At 69.0% G+C, this 16,461-nt stretch carries 14 protein-coding genes; 4 read left to right on the top strand and 10 right to left on the bottom strand.

Translation table 11 applies throughout. The features are described from left to right. Positions 1-8: 8 nt before the first annotated feature. The 4 genes from EPN98_RS22405 to rlmJ all read right to left on the bottom strand — a co-directional run bounded on the left by EPN98_RS22405 (position 9) and on the right by rlmJ (position 4,261). Entirely contained in the window at positions 9-2,117 is a 2,109-nt protein-coding gene (locus EPN98_RS22405; protein ID WP_293365162.1) for an AsmA family protein, read from the bottom strand. A 53-nt stretch (positions 2,118-2,170) separates the two neighbouring features. After that, a complete protein-coding gene (locus EPN98_RS22400; RefSeq protein WP_293365237.1) occupies positions 2,171-2,731 on the bottom strand; it encodes a sugar transferase in 561 nt (186 codons plus the stop codon). A 40-nt stretch (positions 2,732-2,771) separates the two neighbouring features. Next, positions 2,772-3,362: a hypothetical protein gene (locus EPN98_RS22395; RefSeq protein ID WP_293365161.1), complete on the bottom strand. Its 591-nt coding sequence runs from the start codon at positions 3,360-3,362 to the stop codon at positions 2,772-2,774. A gap of 71 nt (positions 3,363-3,433) precedes the next feature. Beyond that, complete coding sequence (gene rlmJ, locus EPN98_RS22390; RefSeq protein WP_293365160.1) at positions 3,434-4,261, bottom strand: 23S rRNA (adenine(2030)-N(6))-methyltransferase RlmJ; 828 nt, start codon at positions 4,259-4,261, stop codon at positions 3,434-3,436. 70 nt (positions 4,262-4,331) lie between these two features. Between rlmJ and EPN98_RS22385 the strand changes: the two genes are divergently transcribed. Together EPN98_RS22385 and EPN98_RS22380 are read left to right on the top strand one after the other, a co-directional pair. Then, positions 4,332-5,345 carry a DNA topoisomerase IB gene (locus EPN98_RS22385; protein ID WP_293365159.1) on the top strand — a complete coding sequence of 338 codons (1,014 nt, stop codon included), beginning with the start codon at positions 4,332-4,334 and terminating at the stop codon, positions 5,343-5,345. Positions 5,346-5,444: 99 nt separating this feature from the next. After that, a complete protein-coding gene (locus tag EPN98_RS22380; protein WP_293365158.1) occupies positions 5,445-6,260 on the top strand; it encodes an arylamine N-acetyltransferase in 816 nt (271 codons plus the stop codon). Between the two features lie 26 nt (positions 6,261-6,286). Here EPN98_RS22380 and EPN98_RS22375 read toward each other — a convergent pair whose 3' ends face one another. Then, the gene (locus EPN98_RS22375; protein WP_293365157.1) at positions 6,287-8,290 is read right to left on the bottom strand and encodes a TonB-dependent receptor; all 2,004 of its coding nucleotides are present in this window, start codon (positions 8,288-8,290) and stop codon (positions 6,287-6,289) included. Between the two features lie 64 nt (positions 8,291-8,354). Here EPN98_RS22375 and EPN98_RS22370 point away from each other — a divergent pair, with 64 nt between their 5' ends. Both EPN98_RS22370 and EPN98_RS22365 read left to right on the top strand, forming a co-directional pair. Then, a complete protein-coding gene (locus EPN98_RS22370) occupies positions 8,355-9,098 on the top strand; it encodes an SDR family oxidoreductase (protein WP_293365156.1) in 744 nt (247 codons plus the stop codon). Between the two features lie 269 nt (positions 9,099-9,367). Continuing rightward, on the top strand, positions 9,368-9,658 hold the full coding sequence (locus EPN98_RS22365) for a hypothetical protein (protein ID WP_293365155.1): 291 nt from the start codon (positions 9,368-9,370) through the stop codon (positions 9,656-9,658). Between the two features lie 59 nt (positions 9,659-9,717). On the opposite strand, the gene EPN98_RS22360 is transcribed toward EPN98_RS22365, so the two are convergent. From EPN98_RS22360 to EPN98_RS22340, 5 genes are all read right to left on the bottom strand, one after another. Then, positions 9,718-10,572, bottom strand: coding sequence for a crotonase/enoyl-CoA hydratase family protein (locus tag EPN98_RS22360; RefSeq protein ID WP_293365154.1), 855 nt, complete (start codon positions 10,570-10,572; stop codon positions 9,718-9,720). 24 nt (positions 10,573-10,596) lie between these two features. Continuing rightward, the gene (locus EPN98_RS22355; protein ID WP_293365153.1) at positions 10,597-11,508 is read right to left on the bottom strand and encodes a glutathione S-transferase family protein; all 912 of its coding nucleotides are present in this window, start codon (positions 11,506-11,508) and stop codon (positions 10,597-10,599) included. 6 nt (positions 11,509-11,514) lie between these two features. After that, positions 11,515-13,374, bottom strand: coding sequence for an AMP-binding protein (locus EPN98_RS22350; protein ID WP_293365152.1), 1,860 nt, complete (start codon positions 13,372-13,374; stop codon positions 11,515-11,517). Positions 13,375-13,478: 104 nt separating this feature from the next. After that, on the bottom strand, positions 13,479-13,976 hold the full coding sequence (locus EPN98_RS22345; RefSeq protein ID WP_293365151.1) for a DUF6702 family protein: 498 nt from the start codon (positions 13,974-13,976) through the stop codon (positions 13,479-13,481). Next, positions 13,973-16,378 (bottom strand): M1 family metallopeptidase, encoded by a 2,406-nt coding sequence (locus EPN98_RS22340; RefSeq protein WP_293365150.1) that lies wholly within the window; start codon positions 16,376-16,378, stop codon positions 13,973-13,975. The genes EPN98_RS22345 and EPN98_RS22340 overlap by 4 nt, the downstream gene beginning before the upstream one ends. Positions 16,379-16,461 lie beyond the last annotated feature (83 nt).

The following is a 16,461-nucleotide window of genomic DNA, read 5'->3' as shown; positions in this document are numbered from 1 at the left end:
TGACTGGGTCAGCGCTTGCCCGTCAACGGCTTCGCCGCGACGGACCTGACCGGCGCCCCGTCCGCGCGCGCCTCGGCGACCAGCGCGGCGCAGTCGGCGTTCTTCGCCAGGCCGGGGTCGACGAACGGCAGGATGGCCGCCAGCGGCGTCAACAGAGTTCCAAGCGCCAGCGCGGCCCCGCCCTGGGCGACCGCCGAGCCCGGCTGCACACCCACTTTCGGAGCCATGATCGGACCCTTGGCGGTGATCGGCAGCAGCACCCGAACTAGGCGGAACCTCTTGTCCTGCCCCCGGAAGGTCAGGTCGATCCGCTCCGTGCCCAGGTTGACGACGCCTTTGCCCCTGACCACGACGGGACCGGTATCGAGCACGATGCTGTTGGCGTGCATCACGCCGTTGCGCGTGTCGAAGTTCGCCACCCCGCACCGGATCGGCGTCATGTCCTGCTTGTTCAGCAGTCCAAGGCCCTTGATCACGTTCACGCCCAGCAGCTCGGCCAGCGCCTTGCGGATCTCACCGCCGGTGGCGACCACCGTCACCGCACCGTCAGCGCCGGCAAAGGCGGCGTGCACGCTGTTCCCGGACCCGACCAACCTGGCGCGGCCGACAAGCGGTCCCGTCACCGGCGAGCTGCCCTGGAACTGCAGCGGAATGATCGTCTCGATGCGCGAGTTGGACAGTCGCAAGTCCAGTTCGGTCCGCGCCTCGGCTTTGCGGGCGTCGAGGGTAACGAATCCTTCGACGCGACCGTGCGGCAGGTCCAACCTCAGGGGCCGGGCGCGCAAGAGCCCATCTTCCAGGCGAACACGCGCCTCGGCCGAGCTCAGCTTCATCGGCGTGTCGCGGATCGACAGCGCCTTGAACGTGACGTCGGCGTCCATCGCGCGGATGCGGGTCATGTCCAGGGGCGTATCGGGAAACATGCGTTGCCGGGCCGCCATCTTGCGCCCGGCCACAGCCTGCTCGGCCGAAGCAGTCTCGCCAGGGCCGGCCTTCGGCGCTCCGCCGAACACGGAACCTAGGTCGTCGAAGTCGAGGCTGCGAGACGTCAGGTCGGCGCGCAGGAATGGCCGTGCGCCGGCGGTATCGACCGAGATCTTCCCTGCGATATCGCTGTCGCCGATTCGACCGCCGAAGCCGTCAACGCGCCACATCAGCGCCTCGCGCACCACGCGGCCGCGCACGCTGTAAGGCGGCGTGTTGGGCAGGGCCAGACCCGTGAGCGGGAACAGCTCGGCCAGATCGGGACCGCGCGCGGTGGCGTCCATATAGAATCGGGCAAGGTCGAACGGCTTGGGCACTGCGCCCTTGGCGGTGACCAGGGTCCGCCCGGCCCTGATCTCCGCGTTGAACGGATAGGGCTTGTCGCGCTCGATGTTCAGCAGCGGGCCGCCGACCACTTCGGCGCGGAACGGCGCGCCGTTGATCGTGCCGCGGCCATGGAGTTGGAAGCCGCGTGTGGCCGAGCCAAGCTGTTCGCGGGCGTCGATCGTGCCTTCGAAGCGAACATCGCGCTGAGCGTCGAGATAGGAGAGCCGCCCCTCGTCGATGAGGAAGTGCTGGATCGGCGGCAGGTTCATGGGCGTCTTCTTGCGCCCATCCGAGAAGTCCCAGTTTCTGCGGCCCTTGGCGTCGGCCAGAAGCTTGAAGTTCGGTCGCTCCACCGCCAGGACCCGGATGTCGGCCTTGCCCCAAAGCAGCGGCACGAGACGAACCCGCACACGCAGCCGGTCGATCGTGCCCAGCGTCCCCTGCCCGGCCCAGGCTGGGTTGGCGATGGCGATGCGGTTCACCGTGGCGGTGGGCTGCCAGGACCAGACGTCCGCGTTCAGGTCGCCACTGATCGTGACCTGACGATTAAGCCGCGCGGAGGCGGCGCGCTCGAGCGGCTCCCGAAACCAGTTCCAGTCCCAGATCGCGATCAGGATCGCGATGCCCACGGCGACGGCGATGAGCACCGCTCCGGTCCAGCCCAGCGCCTTTTTCTGCGGAGGCGTCAACGTCGGCGGCTTGAGTTGCGCGACAGACAGCCGCTGGCGCACCGGCCGCCGCGCCCCAGGCGGGTCACGGCGCAACGGCCGGCGGGACGGCGGAGTCTGGACGGGATTTTCGCTCACGAGGCCTCCGGGACCACAGAACGCGTGGCCTCCCGGTCTGTTGCCCCGGAAAATTAGTGACTTACGCCCCGGCCGGTCAGCGCGGTGCGCGCTGTCGCCACAATGATCGCCAGGTCGAACGCAAACGACATCCTGTCGAGATACTCCGCGTCCAGCTTCACCTTCTGGGGGATCGGCAGCTCATCACGCCCGTTCACCTGGGCCCAGCCGGTGACGCCCGGGCGCAGGCGGTGGACACCGGCCTCGGTGCGCAGGCGGACCAGGTCGTCCTGGTTGAACAGCGCGGGCCGCGGCCCTACCAGGCTCATGTCGCCGACCAGGACGCTCCAGAGCTGCGGCAGCTCGTCCAGGCTGGATCTACGCAGAAACCGGCCCAAAGGTGTGATCCACCGGCCAGGATCCTCCAGGAGATGGGTCGCCACGTCAGGCGTGTCGGTCCGCATGGAGCGGAATTTCGGCATCGCGAATAGGCGGTTGTCCCGTCCAACGCGTCGCGACCAGTGGATCGCGGGCCCTGGACTGGTCAGCCGCACCGCCAGCGCCAGCGCCAGCAGCACGGGCCAGCCGACGGCTAAGCCCGCCAGCGCGATCACGATGTCGAACGTCCGCTTCAGCACCGCCCGTTGTTAGCGCCGGGCGGCGCCAAGCGCCACGTCAGGCTTCGAGGTCTTTGTCGGGCGGGGTCTTGCGGACGCGCGCCTTGGCGGCGGGGGCCGGCAGAGGGTCGGCGGTGGTTTCCGACAATGGCTGCGTCTCGACCTCGGGAGCCGCCGCGGCTTCGGCCATGGCCTCCGCGGCGACGTCCTTTGCAGCCTCGGTCACGCCGTCTGCGACCGGCGCGGACGTGGCCTCAGGCTCCGGAGCAGATAGGGCGTCGATCGGCGGGCTGACGGCCTCATCATCAACGGGGCTCTCGAGCCGCGCCTCCGCCGTCGCGGGGCCCGCATCGGCGACGCTATCGACGGCGGCCTCGGCCGCGGCTTCAATCCCGTCGGTCACTGTTTCAACGAGGACCAGCGCCGCTTCGGTTGCGGCGGCCACAGGCGTCGGCGGGACGGTCGGCGTGTAAGGTCCGGCGAACATCGCCTCCAGGTTCACGGGCCTCGTCCAGCGGGTCATCCACCAAAAGGCCACGCCGCCTGCGGCTGCGGCGCCGAAGTAGGCCCAAAGCGGGGAAGCGGCGCCCAGCATCAGCTGCGGGGACACCCGGGACTCTGGCAGTTCGGGGAGATCGAAAGTCGCCATGGGGAGACTCCTGTTCGGCACGAAATTGTGCGCCGCAACATAACACGTCCACCACCTTCGCAGTTGCGAAACTATTGTGGCGAAAGCGCGTAGACCTTCGATCCGCCGCCCGTGCCCAGCGCGTCGGCAACCCAGCCGCAGATCGCGGCAAAAGGTGCGGCAAGGTCGGGCCCGTCGACCAGCACCAGCGCGCAGCCGTTCATCTTCATCGGATCGCTCAAGGGCCGAACACGAGCCTCGGCCACCAGCATCGGAGCGGCCACCTCATCCTCCAGATCGCGCAAGAACGAGTCCAGCGTCTCGAGATCCTTGATCGGCAGCCAGATTAGAGCCTGAGCCTTGGGATTTCTGGCCCTCAGCGCGGCCACCGTCTCGACGATGCGCGCGTAGTCGTCCGCTCGTTCGAACGGCGGGTCGATCAAAACCAGCACCCGCCCCTGAGCCGGACCTTGGGCCACCGCGGCGGCATAGCCGTCGGTATTGAGGGTCCGCACCGCCTCTCGCCCCCGCAGCGTCGCGCGCAGCGCCTCGTGCTCCTCGGGTCGCAGTTCGCAGGCGATGTATCGGTCGCCCGGCCGCAGGGCTTCGGCGATCAGCCACGGCGAACCCGGATAACGCCGCACGGCGTCGCCCCCGTTCAGGTCGGCGACCGCCTGGCGCAGCGGGGCGATCTCCGGTGGCGCATCGCTGGCCGTTCGCAGCTTCAAGGCGCCGGCCTCGGCCTCGCCCGACCGCTTCGCCTCGGCGCCGCCCAGGTCGTAGAGGCCGCGGCCGGCGTGAGTGTCGATCACCGTCAGCGGCCCGCCCGATGCGGTGAGCTCGGCCAGCAGCCGTAGGAGACCGGCATGCTTCACCAGATCGGCGAAGTTCCCGGCGTGAAAGGCGTGGCGATAGTTCACGGCGATCCATGGGCTGCAGGCGGAACCGGGGTGGCCATATCACGTTGCGGCCCAGCCAGTGGAGGTCGGGATGCCGAAGGACGTGGGCGACGAGGCCGAGACCGCGCCGATGCCGGCGGGCCTATCCTATGTCTCCGACCAGGACCCCGGCATCCGCCGGAAGGCTGCCAAGAACGGGTTCGGCTACACGGGCCCCGACGGCAGGGCCGTGACAGACGCCCGGACACTCGACCGAATCCGCGAGCTGGTCATACCGCCGGCCTGGACCGACGTCTGGATCTGCCCCAGGGCGAACGGTCACATCCAGGCGGTGGGCCGCGACCGGCGGGGCCGCAAGCAGTATCGCTACCACGCGCGCTGGCGAGAGGCCCGCGACGCTCACAAGTACGACCGGCTCCTGGCCTTCGGCCGCGCCCTGCCCCGCCTCCGCGCCAGGGTGGAGGCCGATCTGGCCCGCCGCGGCCTGCCTCGCGAGAAGGTCCTGGCCGCCGTGATCCGGGTGATGGAGACCACCCTGATCCGTGTGGGCAACGAGGAGTATGCGCGGACGAACAAGAGCTTCGGCCTGACGACGCTGCGCAACCGCCACGTTAGGATCGGCGCGGAGAAGGCGGTCTTCGAGTTCCGCGGCAAGAGCGGAAGGTCCCACGCCACCGGCTTCAACGACCGCCGGCTCGCGCGCGTCTTGAAGGCCTGCCAGGATCTGCCCGGCCAGCGCCTGTTCCAGTACCTCGACGCGGACGGCCAACGCCGCGCTGTCGAGAGCGCCGACGTCAACGCCTACATCCGAGAGGCCATCGGCGAGGACTTCTCGGCCAAGGACTTCCGCACCTGGGCCGGCACCGTGGCCGCAGCCCGCACCCTGACCCTGCCCGAGTGCGCCGATCTCTCGGCGTCAAAGCGCAACCTCAACACCTGTGCGAAAGCCGTCGCCGGCCTGCTGGGCAACACCGCCGCGGTCGCCCGCAGCGCCTATATCCACCCGGCCATTCTCGACGCCTACGCCAAGGGCGAACTCGACCTGCGGGCCCGCGAGGGGCGACCGTTCGAACTGGCCGTCCTCAAGTTTCTCGAGAGCCGCTAAAGGGCGGTCAGGAGCCGCCGTCCGGCGTCGCAAGCGGACTGGCGGCGTCCGCCAAATCGGCCCTGGCGGAGTTGTGGCGGGGCGCCTAGGTCTTCGTCCATGGAACTCCAAGCCTACCTCGAACGCATCGGCTTCACCGGTCTCCCGCGACCTGACCTCGCCACCCTGAAAGCGCTTCACCGCGCCCATGCGCTTTCGATCAGCTACGAGAACCTCGATGTCCAGCTGGGGCGGCCGCTGACCACCAGCCCGGCCGAGGCCTTCGACAAGATCGTCCGACGCGGCCGCGGCGGGTGGTGCTACGAGATGAACGGCCTCTTGGGCGCAGCGCTGGAAGAGATCGGCTTCAAGGTCACCCGCCTGGCGGGCGGCGTGCACCGCATGGTCCGTGGCGACGAGGCGGTGGGCAATCACCTGGTGCTGCTGGTCGAGCTGCCCGAGGGCCTCTGGATCGCCGATGTCGGGTTCGGCGACGGCTCGCGCGACCCCTTCCCGCTGCAGGACGGCCCGATCCGCTCGGACGGCTTCGAATACCGCCTGCAGAGACTCGCAGGCGGATGGTGGCGGCTCCACAACCACGATGCCGGCGGCGCCCCGAATTTCGACTTCAGCCTCGACCCCGCGGACCCGGCTCTGCTTTCGGCCAAGTGCCTGGAGCTGCAGACGTCGCCGGCCTCCGTCTTCGTCATGACCGCCATCGCCCAGAGACACATGGGCGACGAGATCCGGTTGCTCCGCGGCCGCGCCTTCCGCCGTCTGCGGCCGGGCGTGAAGGAGGACAGCCTGATCGATACGGCCGCGGAGTTCGTCGCCGTGCTGCAGCGAGAGTTCGAACTGGACATCCCCGAAGCCGCAACGGTCTGGGACCGCGTCTGCGCGCGGCACGAGGAACTGTTCCCGAAGGCCTCGGCCTAGCGTCGGGTCGAGACCAACCCGCCGGGCTACTGGCGGAACGTGAAGCCGATGCGGAGGGTCTGGGGCGCTGCGAAGCTCTCGACCCCGTCCGCCGTCTCGCCCACCTCCAGCTTCGCGTCGAAGAGGTTCTCGACGGCTACGAAGACCTCGACGTTTTCGGTGACCCGCCAACCGGCGCGCGCATCCAGCTGCACCCCGGCCGACAGCCTGCGGCTGTTGAGGTCGTCCTCCCAGCGGGCGCTCTCGTAGCGCAGGTCGGCCGACAGCTCGACGGGGATCTCGCTCGGGCGGAAGGTGGCGCCCGCCGTCGCCGTCCATCTCGGCGTCTGGGCCGGACGCCGGCCTGAAAGCTGCGGAGCGCTGCGGCCGCCGCGCACCTCGGCGTCGGTATAGGCCGCCGCGGCGCGCCAGGCGAACGCGTCCGAAAATCGGCCCGACGCCTCGCCTTCAAATCCCCAGGCCTCGATCTCGCCGGCGTTCTGGCGCTGGCGCAGGGTGCCGCCCGCCGGGACGAAGCCCGCTGTCGGGAATGTCCCAGGCCCCACGCCGATGGTGACGTTGGTGATCGGGTCCTTCAGCAGGTTGTAGAACACGCCCGCGCTCCAACGGACCGCGCCCTCGCCCGCCACGCCCGCCTCGACGCCCTGGAGGGTCTCCGGCTTGAGGGTCGGGTTGGCTTCGGTGATGTCGTTCCCCACCCGGAACGGCCGGTGCAACTCGTTCAGGGTCGGGGCCCGGAAGCCGGCGTAGGCGGCCGCGCGCAGGAAGAGGTCGTCGGCGACCTCGTAACGCACCCCGACACGGCCGGTCGGCGTGGTGTCGGACCGATCGGCCGCGCCCTGGTTCAGCAGCACTGCGCCTGTCTGCCGGTCGCGCTCGATGCGCACCGCGTTGAACGCGCGCGAGCGGTCCAGCCGTACGCCGCCAGTCAGAAGCCACGGGCCCTGGTCCAGCACGCCCTCGGCGTAGGCGCCGTAGACCAGCGTCTCGCCGCCGGCGGTCCGGTCGCGGGTGAAGGCGCCGTTTAGGAAGCGGAACAGCTCCTGCTCCTTGCCGTCGGCGGCGCGAATGTCGGCGCCGACCTCCCAGGCGAAGGCGCCCTGCTTGCCCTGCAGCGCAGCGTTGAAGCCGTAGCCCACGGCCGGCGTATCGTACTGGTCGTTGGCGGGTGTGGTCGTGGCCCGGCCGGCCGCGACGGCCACCGAGCTGTTCTCCAGGTCGCTGGCCCGCGCCCAGGCCTGCAGTCGCCACCCGCCGACGCCCTCGCTCGCGGGTTGGGCCACCGTCAGGGCCGCCGACGCCCCCGAGGTGTTCGACCGCGCCCCACGCAGGCCGGCCTGCTGGTTGACCTGGAAGGCCGAGACCCGCGCCGCCGTCTGGACCGTCCCGAACTCATGCTGCACCCGCAGCGCCACCGAGGCGTCTTCCAGGCGCAGCCGGGTGTCGGCCGCGCCCCGCCGCGGGCCGCGCACCGCATGGTAGCCTTCCGTGCGCGAGCCTGACGCCGTCAGCAGCACGCCCGGCAGGCCGGCCGCGATCGCCGCGCGATAGGACTCGCGCTCGCCGGCCGAAGCCTCGGCGACGGCGACCCCGTCCGGAGTCGCCCGCTCGGTCAGCGCCACCACCCCCGTCAGCGCGCCCGCGCCATAGGGCCCCGAGCCGGCGCCGCGAACCACCGTCGCCCCCGCAAGACCTTCCGAGGGCAAGCCGCTCCAGATCACCCAACCGCCGAAGGGGTCGTTCTGCGGCGCCCCATCCAGGGTCACCAGCGCCCGGCCTGCCCCGGATGGCGCGATGGCGCGCAGCGACAGGCCCTGGGTCGTGGGATTGGCCGCGCCACTGCCCGTGCGGCGGAACAGCGACACGCCGGGCGCAGTCTTCAGCGCCTCGTCCAGGCGCGGCTCGGTCTTCAGCACCTCGGGCGAAATCTGCACGGCGCTGAACACCGCCTCGCCGCCCAGGGGCGCCAGTCGCGGCGCATAGACCACGACGGCCTCGACTTCCGGGGAGGGCGGCGGCAAATCGGGCATGGAGCTCTCGTAAGGCGGGTATGTCGAAGCACACGAGGGCTTATCAGCGTCGAGGGAGATCACAATGGCGAAGGTCGCTATCGTTACGGGAGCCGGCAGCGGTATCGGGCGGGCTGTGTCCCTGGCGCTACTCCAGAACGGCTGGAGCGTGGCCCTGGCGGGCCGGCGGGAGGCCGAACTGGCGACGACCGCGGCGCTCGGCGAAGGCGCGCCGTGTCTGGTCCAGCCGACCGACGTGTCAGACGAGGCCTCGGTCGACGCCCTGTTCGCCGCGACGAAGGCCCGATTCGGCCGGCTCGACCTGGTGTTCAACAACGCCGGCACAGGCGCGCCGCCGACCCCGCTCGAGGATCACAGCCTTGAGCATTGGAGGCGGGTCGTGGACATCAACCTGACCGGCGCCTTCCTCTGCACCCGCGCCGCGTTCCGCCTGATGAAGGATCAGGATCCCTGCGGCGGACGGATCATCAACAACGGCTCGATCTCGGCGCATGTCCCGCGGCCTCGCTCGATCGCCTATACCGCCACCAAGCACGCCATCACCGGCCTGACGCGTTCCACCTCGCTGGACGGGCGCGCCTACGACATCGCCTGCGGCCAGATCGACATCGGGAACGCGGCCACCGAAATGACCCGCCAAATCGCCAAGGGCGTGCCCCAGGCCGACGGGACGCTGAAGCCGGAAGCGGTCATGGACGTGAAGGCCGTCGCGGATGCGGTGGTCTACATGGCCGGCCTGCCGCTGAGCGCCAACGTTCAGTTCATGACGGTGATGGCCACCCAGATGCCCTTCATCGGGCGCGGCTAGTCGCAGCTGCGAGAAAACGTCGCGACCTGCGCTCTCTGATCGCAACATCTTGAAACAGATAGAAAGTGAGCTTTTCCAAGGGGCGCCTGGCGCTCAGATTATCACCGATCACTGTCCCATCATCTCGCATTGCAACATTATTGCTGCACCGCGACAACTTAACGCTTGCGTCAAGGTCAAGATCGCGGAATCAAGGGGGCACCAGACGGCGAGCCCGGCGCGCAAGTCACCGGCAGCGGTCTGAGAGGAACGCCGGAACGGGGTTTTGTATGAACCCATACCGACGGAATTTCATCGCCATGATCCGCATCCTGACCGTCGCGGCTGTCGCCGCCATGATCGCCGCCCCCGCTTCGGCCCAAACCGCCCGCATCAATCTGTCGGGCAAGACCAGCGACCAGATCCAGGCCGACATCGCCAAGGCCGCCAAGAAGGTCTGCACCAAGGCCGTCGTCGGCGCGACCTTCCCGCGCGAGATGTACGCCTCGTGCTTCAAGTTCGCCGTCAATGACGCGAAGGCCCGCCTGGGCGCCCAGACGCAGATGGCCGTCAGCAACTAGGCCATCGCCTATCGAGCTCCGATCAGGCGGCTGCGCCTGATCGGAACAGGCTCCGAGACCTAGCCGCCAAACACCGGCGCCGGAGGTTCGACCTCGACCTCGGCGAAGTTCGCCACCCGCTTCTCCATATTCGCCTTCACGGCCTCGATCTGGTTCGGCGAGCCGATCAGCGCGGTCTGTTCCCGGCTCTCTTCGAGCAGGACCTCGCGCTGGTCGGCCTCCGCCGCAAGATTCAGCAGACGCTTGGCCGCGCGGATGGCGTGCGGGTTCTTGCCCGCCACATCCTTCGCGAACGCCAGGGCCTCGGCCCGCGGGTCCGCGACGCAACGGGTCGCCATGCCGATACGCAGCGCCTCCTCGCCGTTGAAGATGCGGCCCGAGTAGGTCAGCTCACGCGCGATGTCGTCGCGCACCAGCTGGCGCATCAACACCAGCCCGGCCATGTCCGGGACCAGGCCCCACTTGATCTCGAAAACCGAGAGTTTCACGTCGGGCGTCACGAACCGCATGTCGGGTCCCAGGGCCAGCTGGAAGCCGCCGCCCAGCGCCACGCCGTGGACTGCGGCGATCACGGGCGCCGGCACCTCGCGCCAAACCATCACGGCATGCTGCGCGCGGTTCGATCCGCCAGGCGTGCGGTTGCGGGTCACCAGCGCGTCGCCGGTGCTGCTCTGGCCGCCGGAACGAGCCCCCGAGGCCATCGCCCCGAAGTTGGAGGTGTCGAGGCCGGCGCAGAACGCCTTGCCCTCGCCCGACAGCACCACGGCGCGGACGCCGCTCTCGCCCTTCAGCCGCTCGCCGGCCTGGATCAGGGCGTCGAACATGGCGTTGTCCAGCGCGTTCATCTTGTCGGCCCGCACCAGCCGGACGTCGGCGACGCCGTCGGTGATGTCGATCTGCACGCGGTCGTTCATCTCTCGTCCCTTCCCTACCTCTACCTAACCCTTGACCAGCACGTAGCCGGCCCGCGGGAAATGCACATGGCTCACGTCGACCTCGCCGCATTCGCGGGCGATCGTGATCCGGTCTCGCGTCAGGCCCACCAGCACGCCCTCCACGGGATCGCGCCCGTAGTCGTCGGCCTGGACCACCACCTTGTCGCCCTGCTTCAGGCCGGACGGGTCGTTCGCGTCGCACCCCAGGTCGGGCGCGGGTTCGTTCGCATGGGCGGCCTTCACCGCCTCGGCGGGCGCCATCTCGGTGCGCTGACCGTGCCCGATGGCCCGGATACGGTCGCGCCAGGCCCGCGTGCGGTCCAGTCCCGCGAGCAGTTCGTCGGCGATCCTCGGCGTAGCGCCCGAGAGCCACCAGACGTTCATCCAGGCCGCGACGTCCGCCAGCGAGGGCGTCGCCCCGCCCAGGAAGTCATCGCCGGTCTGCAGGCCGTCCTCGAGCCAGGCCGCATACGCCCGCCACTGCGGTCGCATGAACGGCGCGGCGGCCTTCATCGCGCCGGTGTCGAAGGGCCGGCCCGACAGCTTCTCGCGGTCGGCGATGAACTCCTTGGGCACCGCGTCGCCCATCTCGGCGAAGATCACCACCACCGTGGCCTGGAACCACAGCCGGTCGGCCCAGAGGTTCACCGCCCAGTCGGCGCCGCGCACCACCGGCGGCGTCGGATGGCGCCGCTCGATCTCGGCCAGGATCACCTGGCTGTCGCAGTAGATGTCGGCCCCGATCTGCATCACCGGGATGCGCCGGTAGCCGCCGGTCAGCGGGATCAGGTCGGGCTTGGGCATGATCACCGGCTGGATCACCGAGCGCCAGGCCAGCCCCTTGATCCCCAGCATCAACCGCACCTTCTCCGAGAAGGGCGAGGTGTCATAGTGGTGAAGGATGATCTCGCTCATGGCCGTCTAAACCTCCACCACGCCGGGTCCCGGCGGATTCGCATACAGCGCCTTCACCAGGGCGTCGCGACGCTCCAGGGTGGCCCGCTGGTTCACATAGCCCTTGTCGGTGATCTCGCCGGCGTCGATCGAGGGCGGCTCGATCATGATCGCAAACCGCGCGATCCGCCGCGACGAGCCCCCTGCCGTGGCGTTGAACGCGGCGATCCGCGCCTTCAGCACCTCGGTCAGCTTCTCCAGCGGATTGTCGCCCAGCGTGGGCAGCGCCGCCGGCGACGGCCAGATCAGGGCGGTGGCGTACGGCTTGTCCTGCCCCGCGATCACCATGTCGAAGGCGTAAGGCGTGCACGCCGCCACCAGGTCGGGCCGCAGCGTGCCGACCGAGACCCAGGTGCCCGAGTCCAGCTTGAAGTCCTCGGTCACGCGGCCGTCGAACACCAGGCCCAGCTCGGGCTTGTCGGGGTCCAGGAACCGGCAGGCGTCGCCCAGCTTGTAGAAGCCCTCGTCGTCAAAGGCGGCGGCGGTCTTCTCTGGATCGTTGTGATAGCCGCTCGTCACCGTCGGCCCCTTCACCCGGACCTCCAGCTTGGAGCCGTTGGGCACGAGCTTCAGCGTGATCCCCGGCAGCGGCAGACCAATCAGACCCACCAGCTCGGTGATCCAGTGGACCACCGTGATCCCCTGCGTCTCGGTCGCGCCGTACATGGTGGTCAGCGGGATGCGGTAGCCCGTCTCGGCGATCGCCAGCTTCTGCAGCCGTTCCGATACGTCGTTCGACAGCGTGGCGCCGCCGTAGCCGCAGCTGCGCAGGTTCTTGAAGAAGCTGGCGCGCAGGCGCGGATCGTTCTCCATCGCCTCCACCAGCATGCCGAACGCCACCGGCGCCGACCCGAAGCCCATCGGCGATATCTCGTAGAGGTTCTTGATCGTGGTCTCGAACAGGCCGGGGATCGGCTTGCCCTCGTCGAGGTGCAGGGTCGCCCCGCCCCACATCGCCCCGTTGAACCCGATGTTCCCCGCCGAGATGTGGCTCCACGGCATCCAGTCCAGCACCTGCGGGATCACATCGGGATCGGCCGGTTCGTCGCGCAGACCCTCGGTGCCCGCGATGACGCCCGCGAACATGCCATGCGTCTGCGGCACGCCCTTTGGCATGCCGGTCGAGCCTGAGGTGAACAGATACTTCGCCACCGTCGCGTGCGTCAGCGCCTCGCGCGCGACATCGACCGCGGCGGTGGGTGCGGTGGCGGTCAGCTCAGCCAGCGGGATGGTCCCCTCGCCGCCGTCGACGGTCACGAACCTCAGCGTCGGATCCAACGCCTTCAAGGTCTCGAAGGCGCGCGCGAACATCGCGCTGTTCTGCGCGAACACCACCCGCGGCTTCACCGTCGCGAAGCAGTGCTTCAGCTTGGCGTGGTCGGTCGAGATCAGGCTGTAGGCCGGGCTGATGGGCGCGATCGGGACGCCCGCCGTGTAGCAGCCCAGCATGACCAGGGCGTGCTCCACCGAGTTGGCCGAGAGCACCATCACGCTGTCGGCGCCGGTCAGTCCCTGGATCAACAGCCACTGGGCGATGCCATCGGCGGCCCGCTTGGCCTCGCCATAGGTCACGCCCTGCCACGGCCCGTGGCCCGGCGCGCGCTGCAGGATGTACGGCCGGTCGGGGTGCGCGGCGGCCTTGTCGGCCAGCAGGTGGGCGATCGAGCGCGGCCCCTCGGCGGGCGGATGGTTCGATCGGACGTAGTAGGTCCCGTCGGGCGTCTTCTCGATCGAGACGTCCGGCGCCTTCTGCGGCAGAGGCTTGAACGGTGGCAGGGCGCGGGCGGCCTCGTTCACCAGCAGGGCGTGGTCGTCGGCGGGGCTCATCGGCCCATCCTCCCGGTCGTCGTTGACCCGGCAGACCCTACGCGAGCGCCCGCCCGGTTCAACGGGGACGCCACGTCAACGCGACGCCTGCGAGGGACGTAGCGTCAGTCGAAGCTGATCTTCTGCGCGCCGTCGCCCAGGCGGAAGACCGCGGTCTTCGTGACCTTGCCGCGGCGCACGTTGACCTGGTTCTCCTGGTCGTCGTGGGCGTCTTCGAAGAGGTTGGAGTCCACGCTCACCGACTTGGCTGGCGCCGGCAGTTGGGCGGTGTAGACGAGCTCGACGCTGTCGCCGGCCAGGATCGTGTCGCGATGCGTCAGCGTCACCCGATGACCATCGGCGTCCCACACCTGGAAGGCGCGTCCGGCATAGGCCTCCAGCGCCCTCACGGCGGCCGGGTCGTCCAGGCTCTGCTGTTCGTCAGGGGCGATCACCGACAGCGCCGGCTCGACATCGTGAGCGGCCATGCGGTGGCTTATCTTCACCGCCCCGGTGGCCGCATCGATCTCCATGACGGTCAGCGACGCGTGTCCCCGGTGCGCCACGGCGGCGGCCGGGACGACGAGCATCGCCGCCCCGATCAGCGCCGCAAACAGCCTCACTTGGGCGCGTCCGCCGGCTTCGTCGCGGGCAGCGGCGTCAGGCTGTCGGGCGCCACGCGCAGCTCGTTGTCCTTCAGCTTGTTCTCGTCCTCAGGCCGTCCGGGCGCCAGCTTCAGCACCTTGGCCGCGCCCGAACCTTCGAACAGGTTGTTGTCGCGGTCGGCGTCGGCCGTCTCCCACAGGGGATCCAGCTCGGCGCGCTTCAGGGTCTTTGGCGTAACATACTGCCACGTCACCTGCTTGGAGTTCCGCCGCCAGATCTCGGCCGGAATGCGCACGGTCTCCGTTGAGCCATCGGTGAAGTCCAGCTTCAGGATCACCGGCATCACCAGCCCGCCCAGGTTCTTGAACGTGAAGCGGTAGAAGGTGTCGGTCTGGTTCCGCGCCACCCGCTCCTCGGCCGTCAGGTCCTCGTCGGCGGTCTTGGCCTTCTTCTTCTGGGCCAGCGTCGCATCGTTTCGGTCGATGCTGTCGTAGTAGTCGCGGACCTTCGGGTCGCGCTCGTCCACGGTGGGCTCGGTGTTGCGGCTGACCGTCAGGCTGATGGGCTCGGAGGCCACCCGGTCGCGCCGTGACTTGGCCAGCGCCTCGGCGTCGGCCGGCTCCAGCTTGGCGGCCACCACGCCGTCCAGCGCGATGTCCACATGGTCGGTCGAGTAGAACCAGCCGCGCCAGAACCAGTCGAGATCGACACCGCTCGATTCCTCCATGGTCCGGAAGAAGTCGTAGGGCGTCGGGCCCTTGAACCGCCAGCGCGTGGCGTAGTCCTTGAACGCCTTGTCGAACAGCTCGCGCCCCAGGACGGTCTCGCGCAGGATCACCAGCGCGGTCGCGGGCTTGGCGTAGGCGTTGGGGCCGAACTGCAGCAGCGAGTCCGACTGGGTCATCACCGGAACCTGGTTCTGGCTCACCATGTACTCGACGATATGGCGCGGCTCGCCGTCATTGGTGGGGAAGTCCTTGGCCCAGCGCTTCTCGGCCTGGAACTCCAGGAAGGTGTTCAGGCCCTCGTCCATCCAGGTCCACTGGCGCTCGTCGGAATTGACCACCATCGGGAAGTAGGTGTGGCCAATCTCGTGGATGATCACGCCGATCAGGCCGGCCTTGGTGCGCTCGGTATAGGTGATGTCGCCCGTCTTCTTGTCCTTCACCGGGCGCGGCCCGTTGAAGGTCATCATCGGGTACTCCATCCCGCCGTTGATCGAGTTGATCGATTGGGCCTTGGAGTACGGGTACGGGAAGGCGAAGTCGTTGTAGGTGTCGATCGTGTGGGCGATGGCCTTGGTCGACCAGGCGTCCCAAAGCGGCCGGGCCTCCTTCGGATAGAAGCTCATCGCCATGACCAGCGGCTGCTCAGTGCTGTCCTGCTTCACGCCCATGGCGTCCCAAACGAACTTGCGGCTGGAGGCCCAGGCGAAGTCGCGGACGTTGTTGGCGCGGAACACCCAGGTCTTCACGCCCGTGGCCTTGCCCTTCTCGGCGGCCAGCGCCTCGTCGGGGGTCACGATGTAGACGGGTTCCTTCGCGTTGCGCGCCTGCGCCAGCCGCGACTGCTGGGCCGACGTCAGCACGGCGCCGGGGTTCTGCAGGTCGCCGGTCGAGGCCACCACGTGGTCGTTGGGGACCGTCAGCGCGACCTCGTAGTCGCCGAACTCCAGCGTGAACTCGCCCGATCCCAGGAAGGCCTTGTTGTGCCAGCCCTCATAGTCGGTGTAGCGCGCCAAGCGCGGGAACCACTGGGCGCCCAGGAACAGGCAGTTGCCGTCCTCACCCGGCTTGGTGAAGCACTCGTAGCCGTCGCGGCTGCCCACCACCTTGTTCTCGTTCAGCGCGTACGACCATTCAACGGTGAAGGTCGTCGAGGACCCCGAGGCCAGCGCCTGCGGCAGGTCCACGCGCATCAGGGTGTCGACCACCGTGTGCGGGATCGTCCGGCCCGAGCCGTCCTTCACCGAGATCAGCTTGAAACCGCCCTCCCACTCCTTGAACTTCTGCACCCGGCGCAGCTGGTTCAGGCTGATCTCGTTGGCCGAACCCACGGTCGCGGTCCGCTCGGCGATCGAGTCGCGGCGGAAGATGTTCTGGTCCATCAGGAGCCAGAGGTAGGTCAGCCGGTCGGGCGAGTTGTTCTTGTAGGTGATCGTGGCCTTGGCGGTGACGGTCTTGGTCGGCTCGTCCAGGCGCGCCTGAATCTTGTAGTCGACCTTCTGCTGCCAATAGCGGTGGCCCGGGGCCCCGCTGGCGCTACGATAGTCGGTGGGCGTCGGCCACTCCTCGCCTTCCAGCTGACGGAAGGCATCCTTCCACGGCGCCTTGGTCTGCTCGACAGGGCTCGCGGCCGCCGGCGACGCTAGAAATGCGGTGGCCACGGCGGCCAGCGCAAGCGCAATAATCTTGTTCATGAACGCCCCAAACTGTCGTGATCGTCCATCCCGCCTTTCGGCGGACTTGGCAAGATCGCCCCCACTCGTGGACGCGCGGTGCG

This window comes from Phenylobacterium sp. (assembly GCF_004299445.1).
Lineage (GTDB): Bacteria > Pseudomonadota > Alphaproteobacteria > Caulobacterales > Caulobacteraceae > Phenylobacterium.
Note: the sequence above shows the minus strand (reverse complement) of the source record. Positions and strands in the feature narration are given on the sequence as shown.

Bases quoted from the DNA above. Each gene is read 5' to 3' on its own strand.
- EPN98_RS22395 (WP_293365161.1), bottom strand. From the start codon at position 3,362: ATGGCGACTTTCGATCTCCCCGAACTGCCAGAGTCCCGGGTGTCCCCG.
- EPN98_RS22385 (WP_293365159.1), top strand. From the start codon at position 4,332: ATGCCGAAGGACGTGGGCGACGAGGCCGAGACCGCGCCGATGCCGGCG.
- EPN98_RS22380 (WP_293365158.1), top strand. From the start codon at position 5,445: ATGGAACTCCAAGCCTACCTCGAACGCATCGGCTTCACCGGTCTCCCG.
- EPN98_RS22375 (WP_293365157.1), bottom strand. From the start codon at position 8,290: ATGCCCGATTTGCCGCCGCCCTCCCCGGAAGTCGAGGCCGTCGTGGTC.
- EPN98_RS22370 (WP_293365156.1), top strand. From the start codon at position 8,355: ATGGCGAAGGTCGCTATCGTTACGGGAGCCGGCAGCGGTATCGGGCGG.
- EPN98_RS22365 (WP_293365155.1), top strand. From the start codon at position 9,368: ATGAACCCATACCGACGGAATTTCATCGCCATGATCCGCATCCTGACC.
- EPN98_RS22360 (WP_293365154.1), bottom strand. From the start codon at position 10,572: ATGAACGACCGCGTGCAGATCGACATCACCGACGGCGTCGCCGACGTC.
- EPN98_RS22355 (WP_293365153.1), bottom strand. From the start codon at position 11,508: ATGAGCGAGATCATCCTTCACCACTATGACACCTCGCCCTTCTCGGAG.
- EPN98_RS22350 (WP_293365152.1), bottom strand. From the start codon at position 13,374: ATGAGCCCCGCCGACGACCACGCCCTGCTGGTGAACGAGGCCGCCCGC.
- EPN98_RS22340 (WP_293365150.1), bottom strand. From the start codon at position 16,378: ATGAACAAGATTATTGCGCTTGCGCTGGCCGCCGTGGCCACCGCATTT.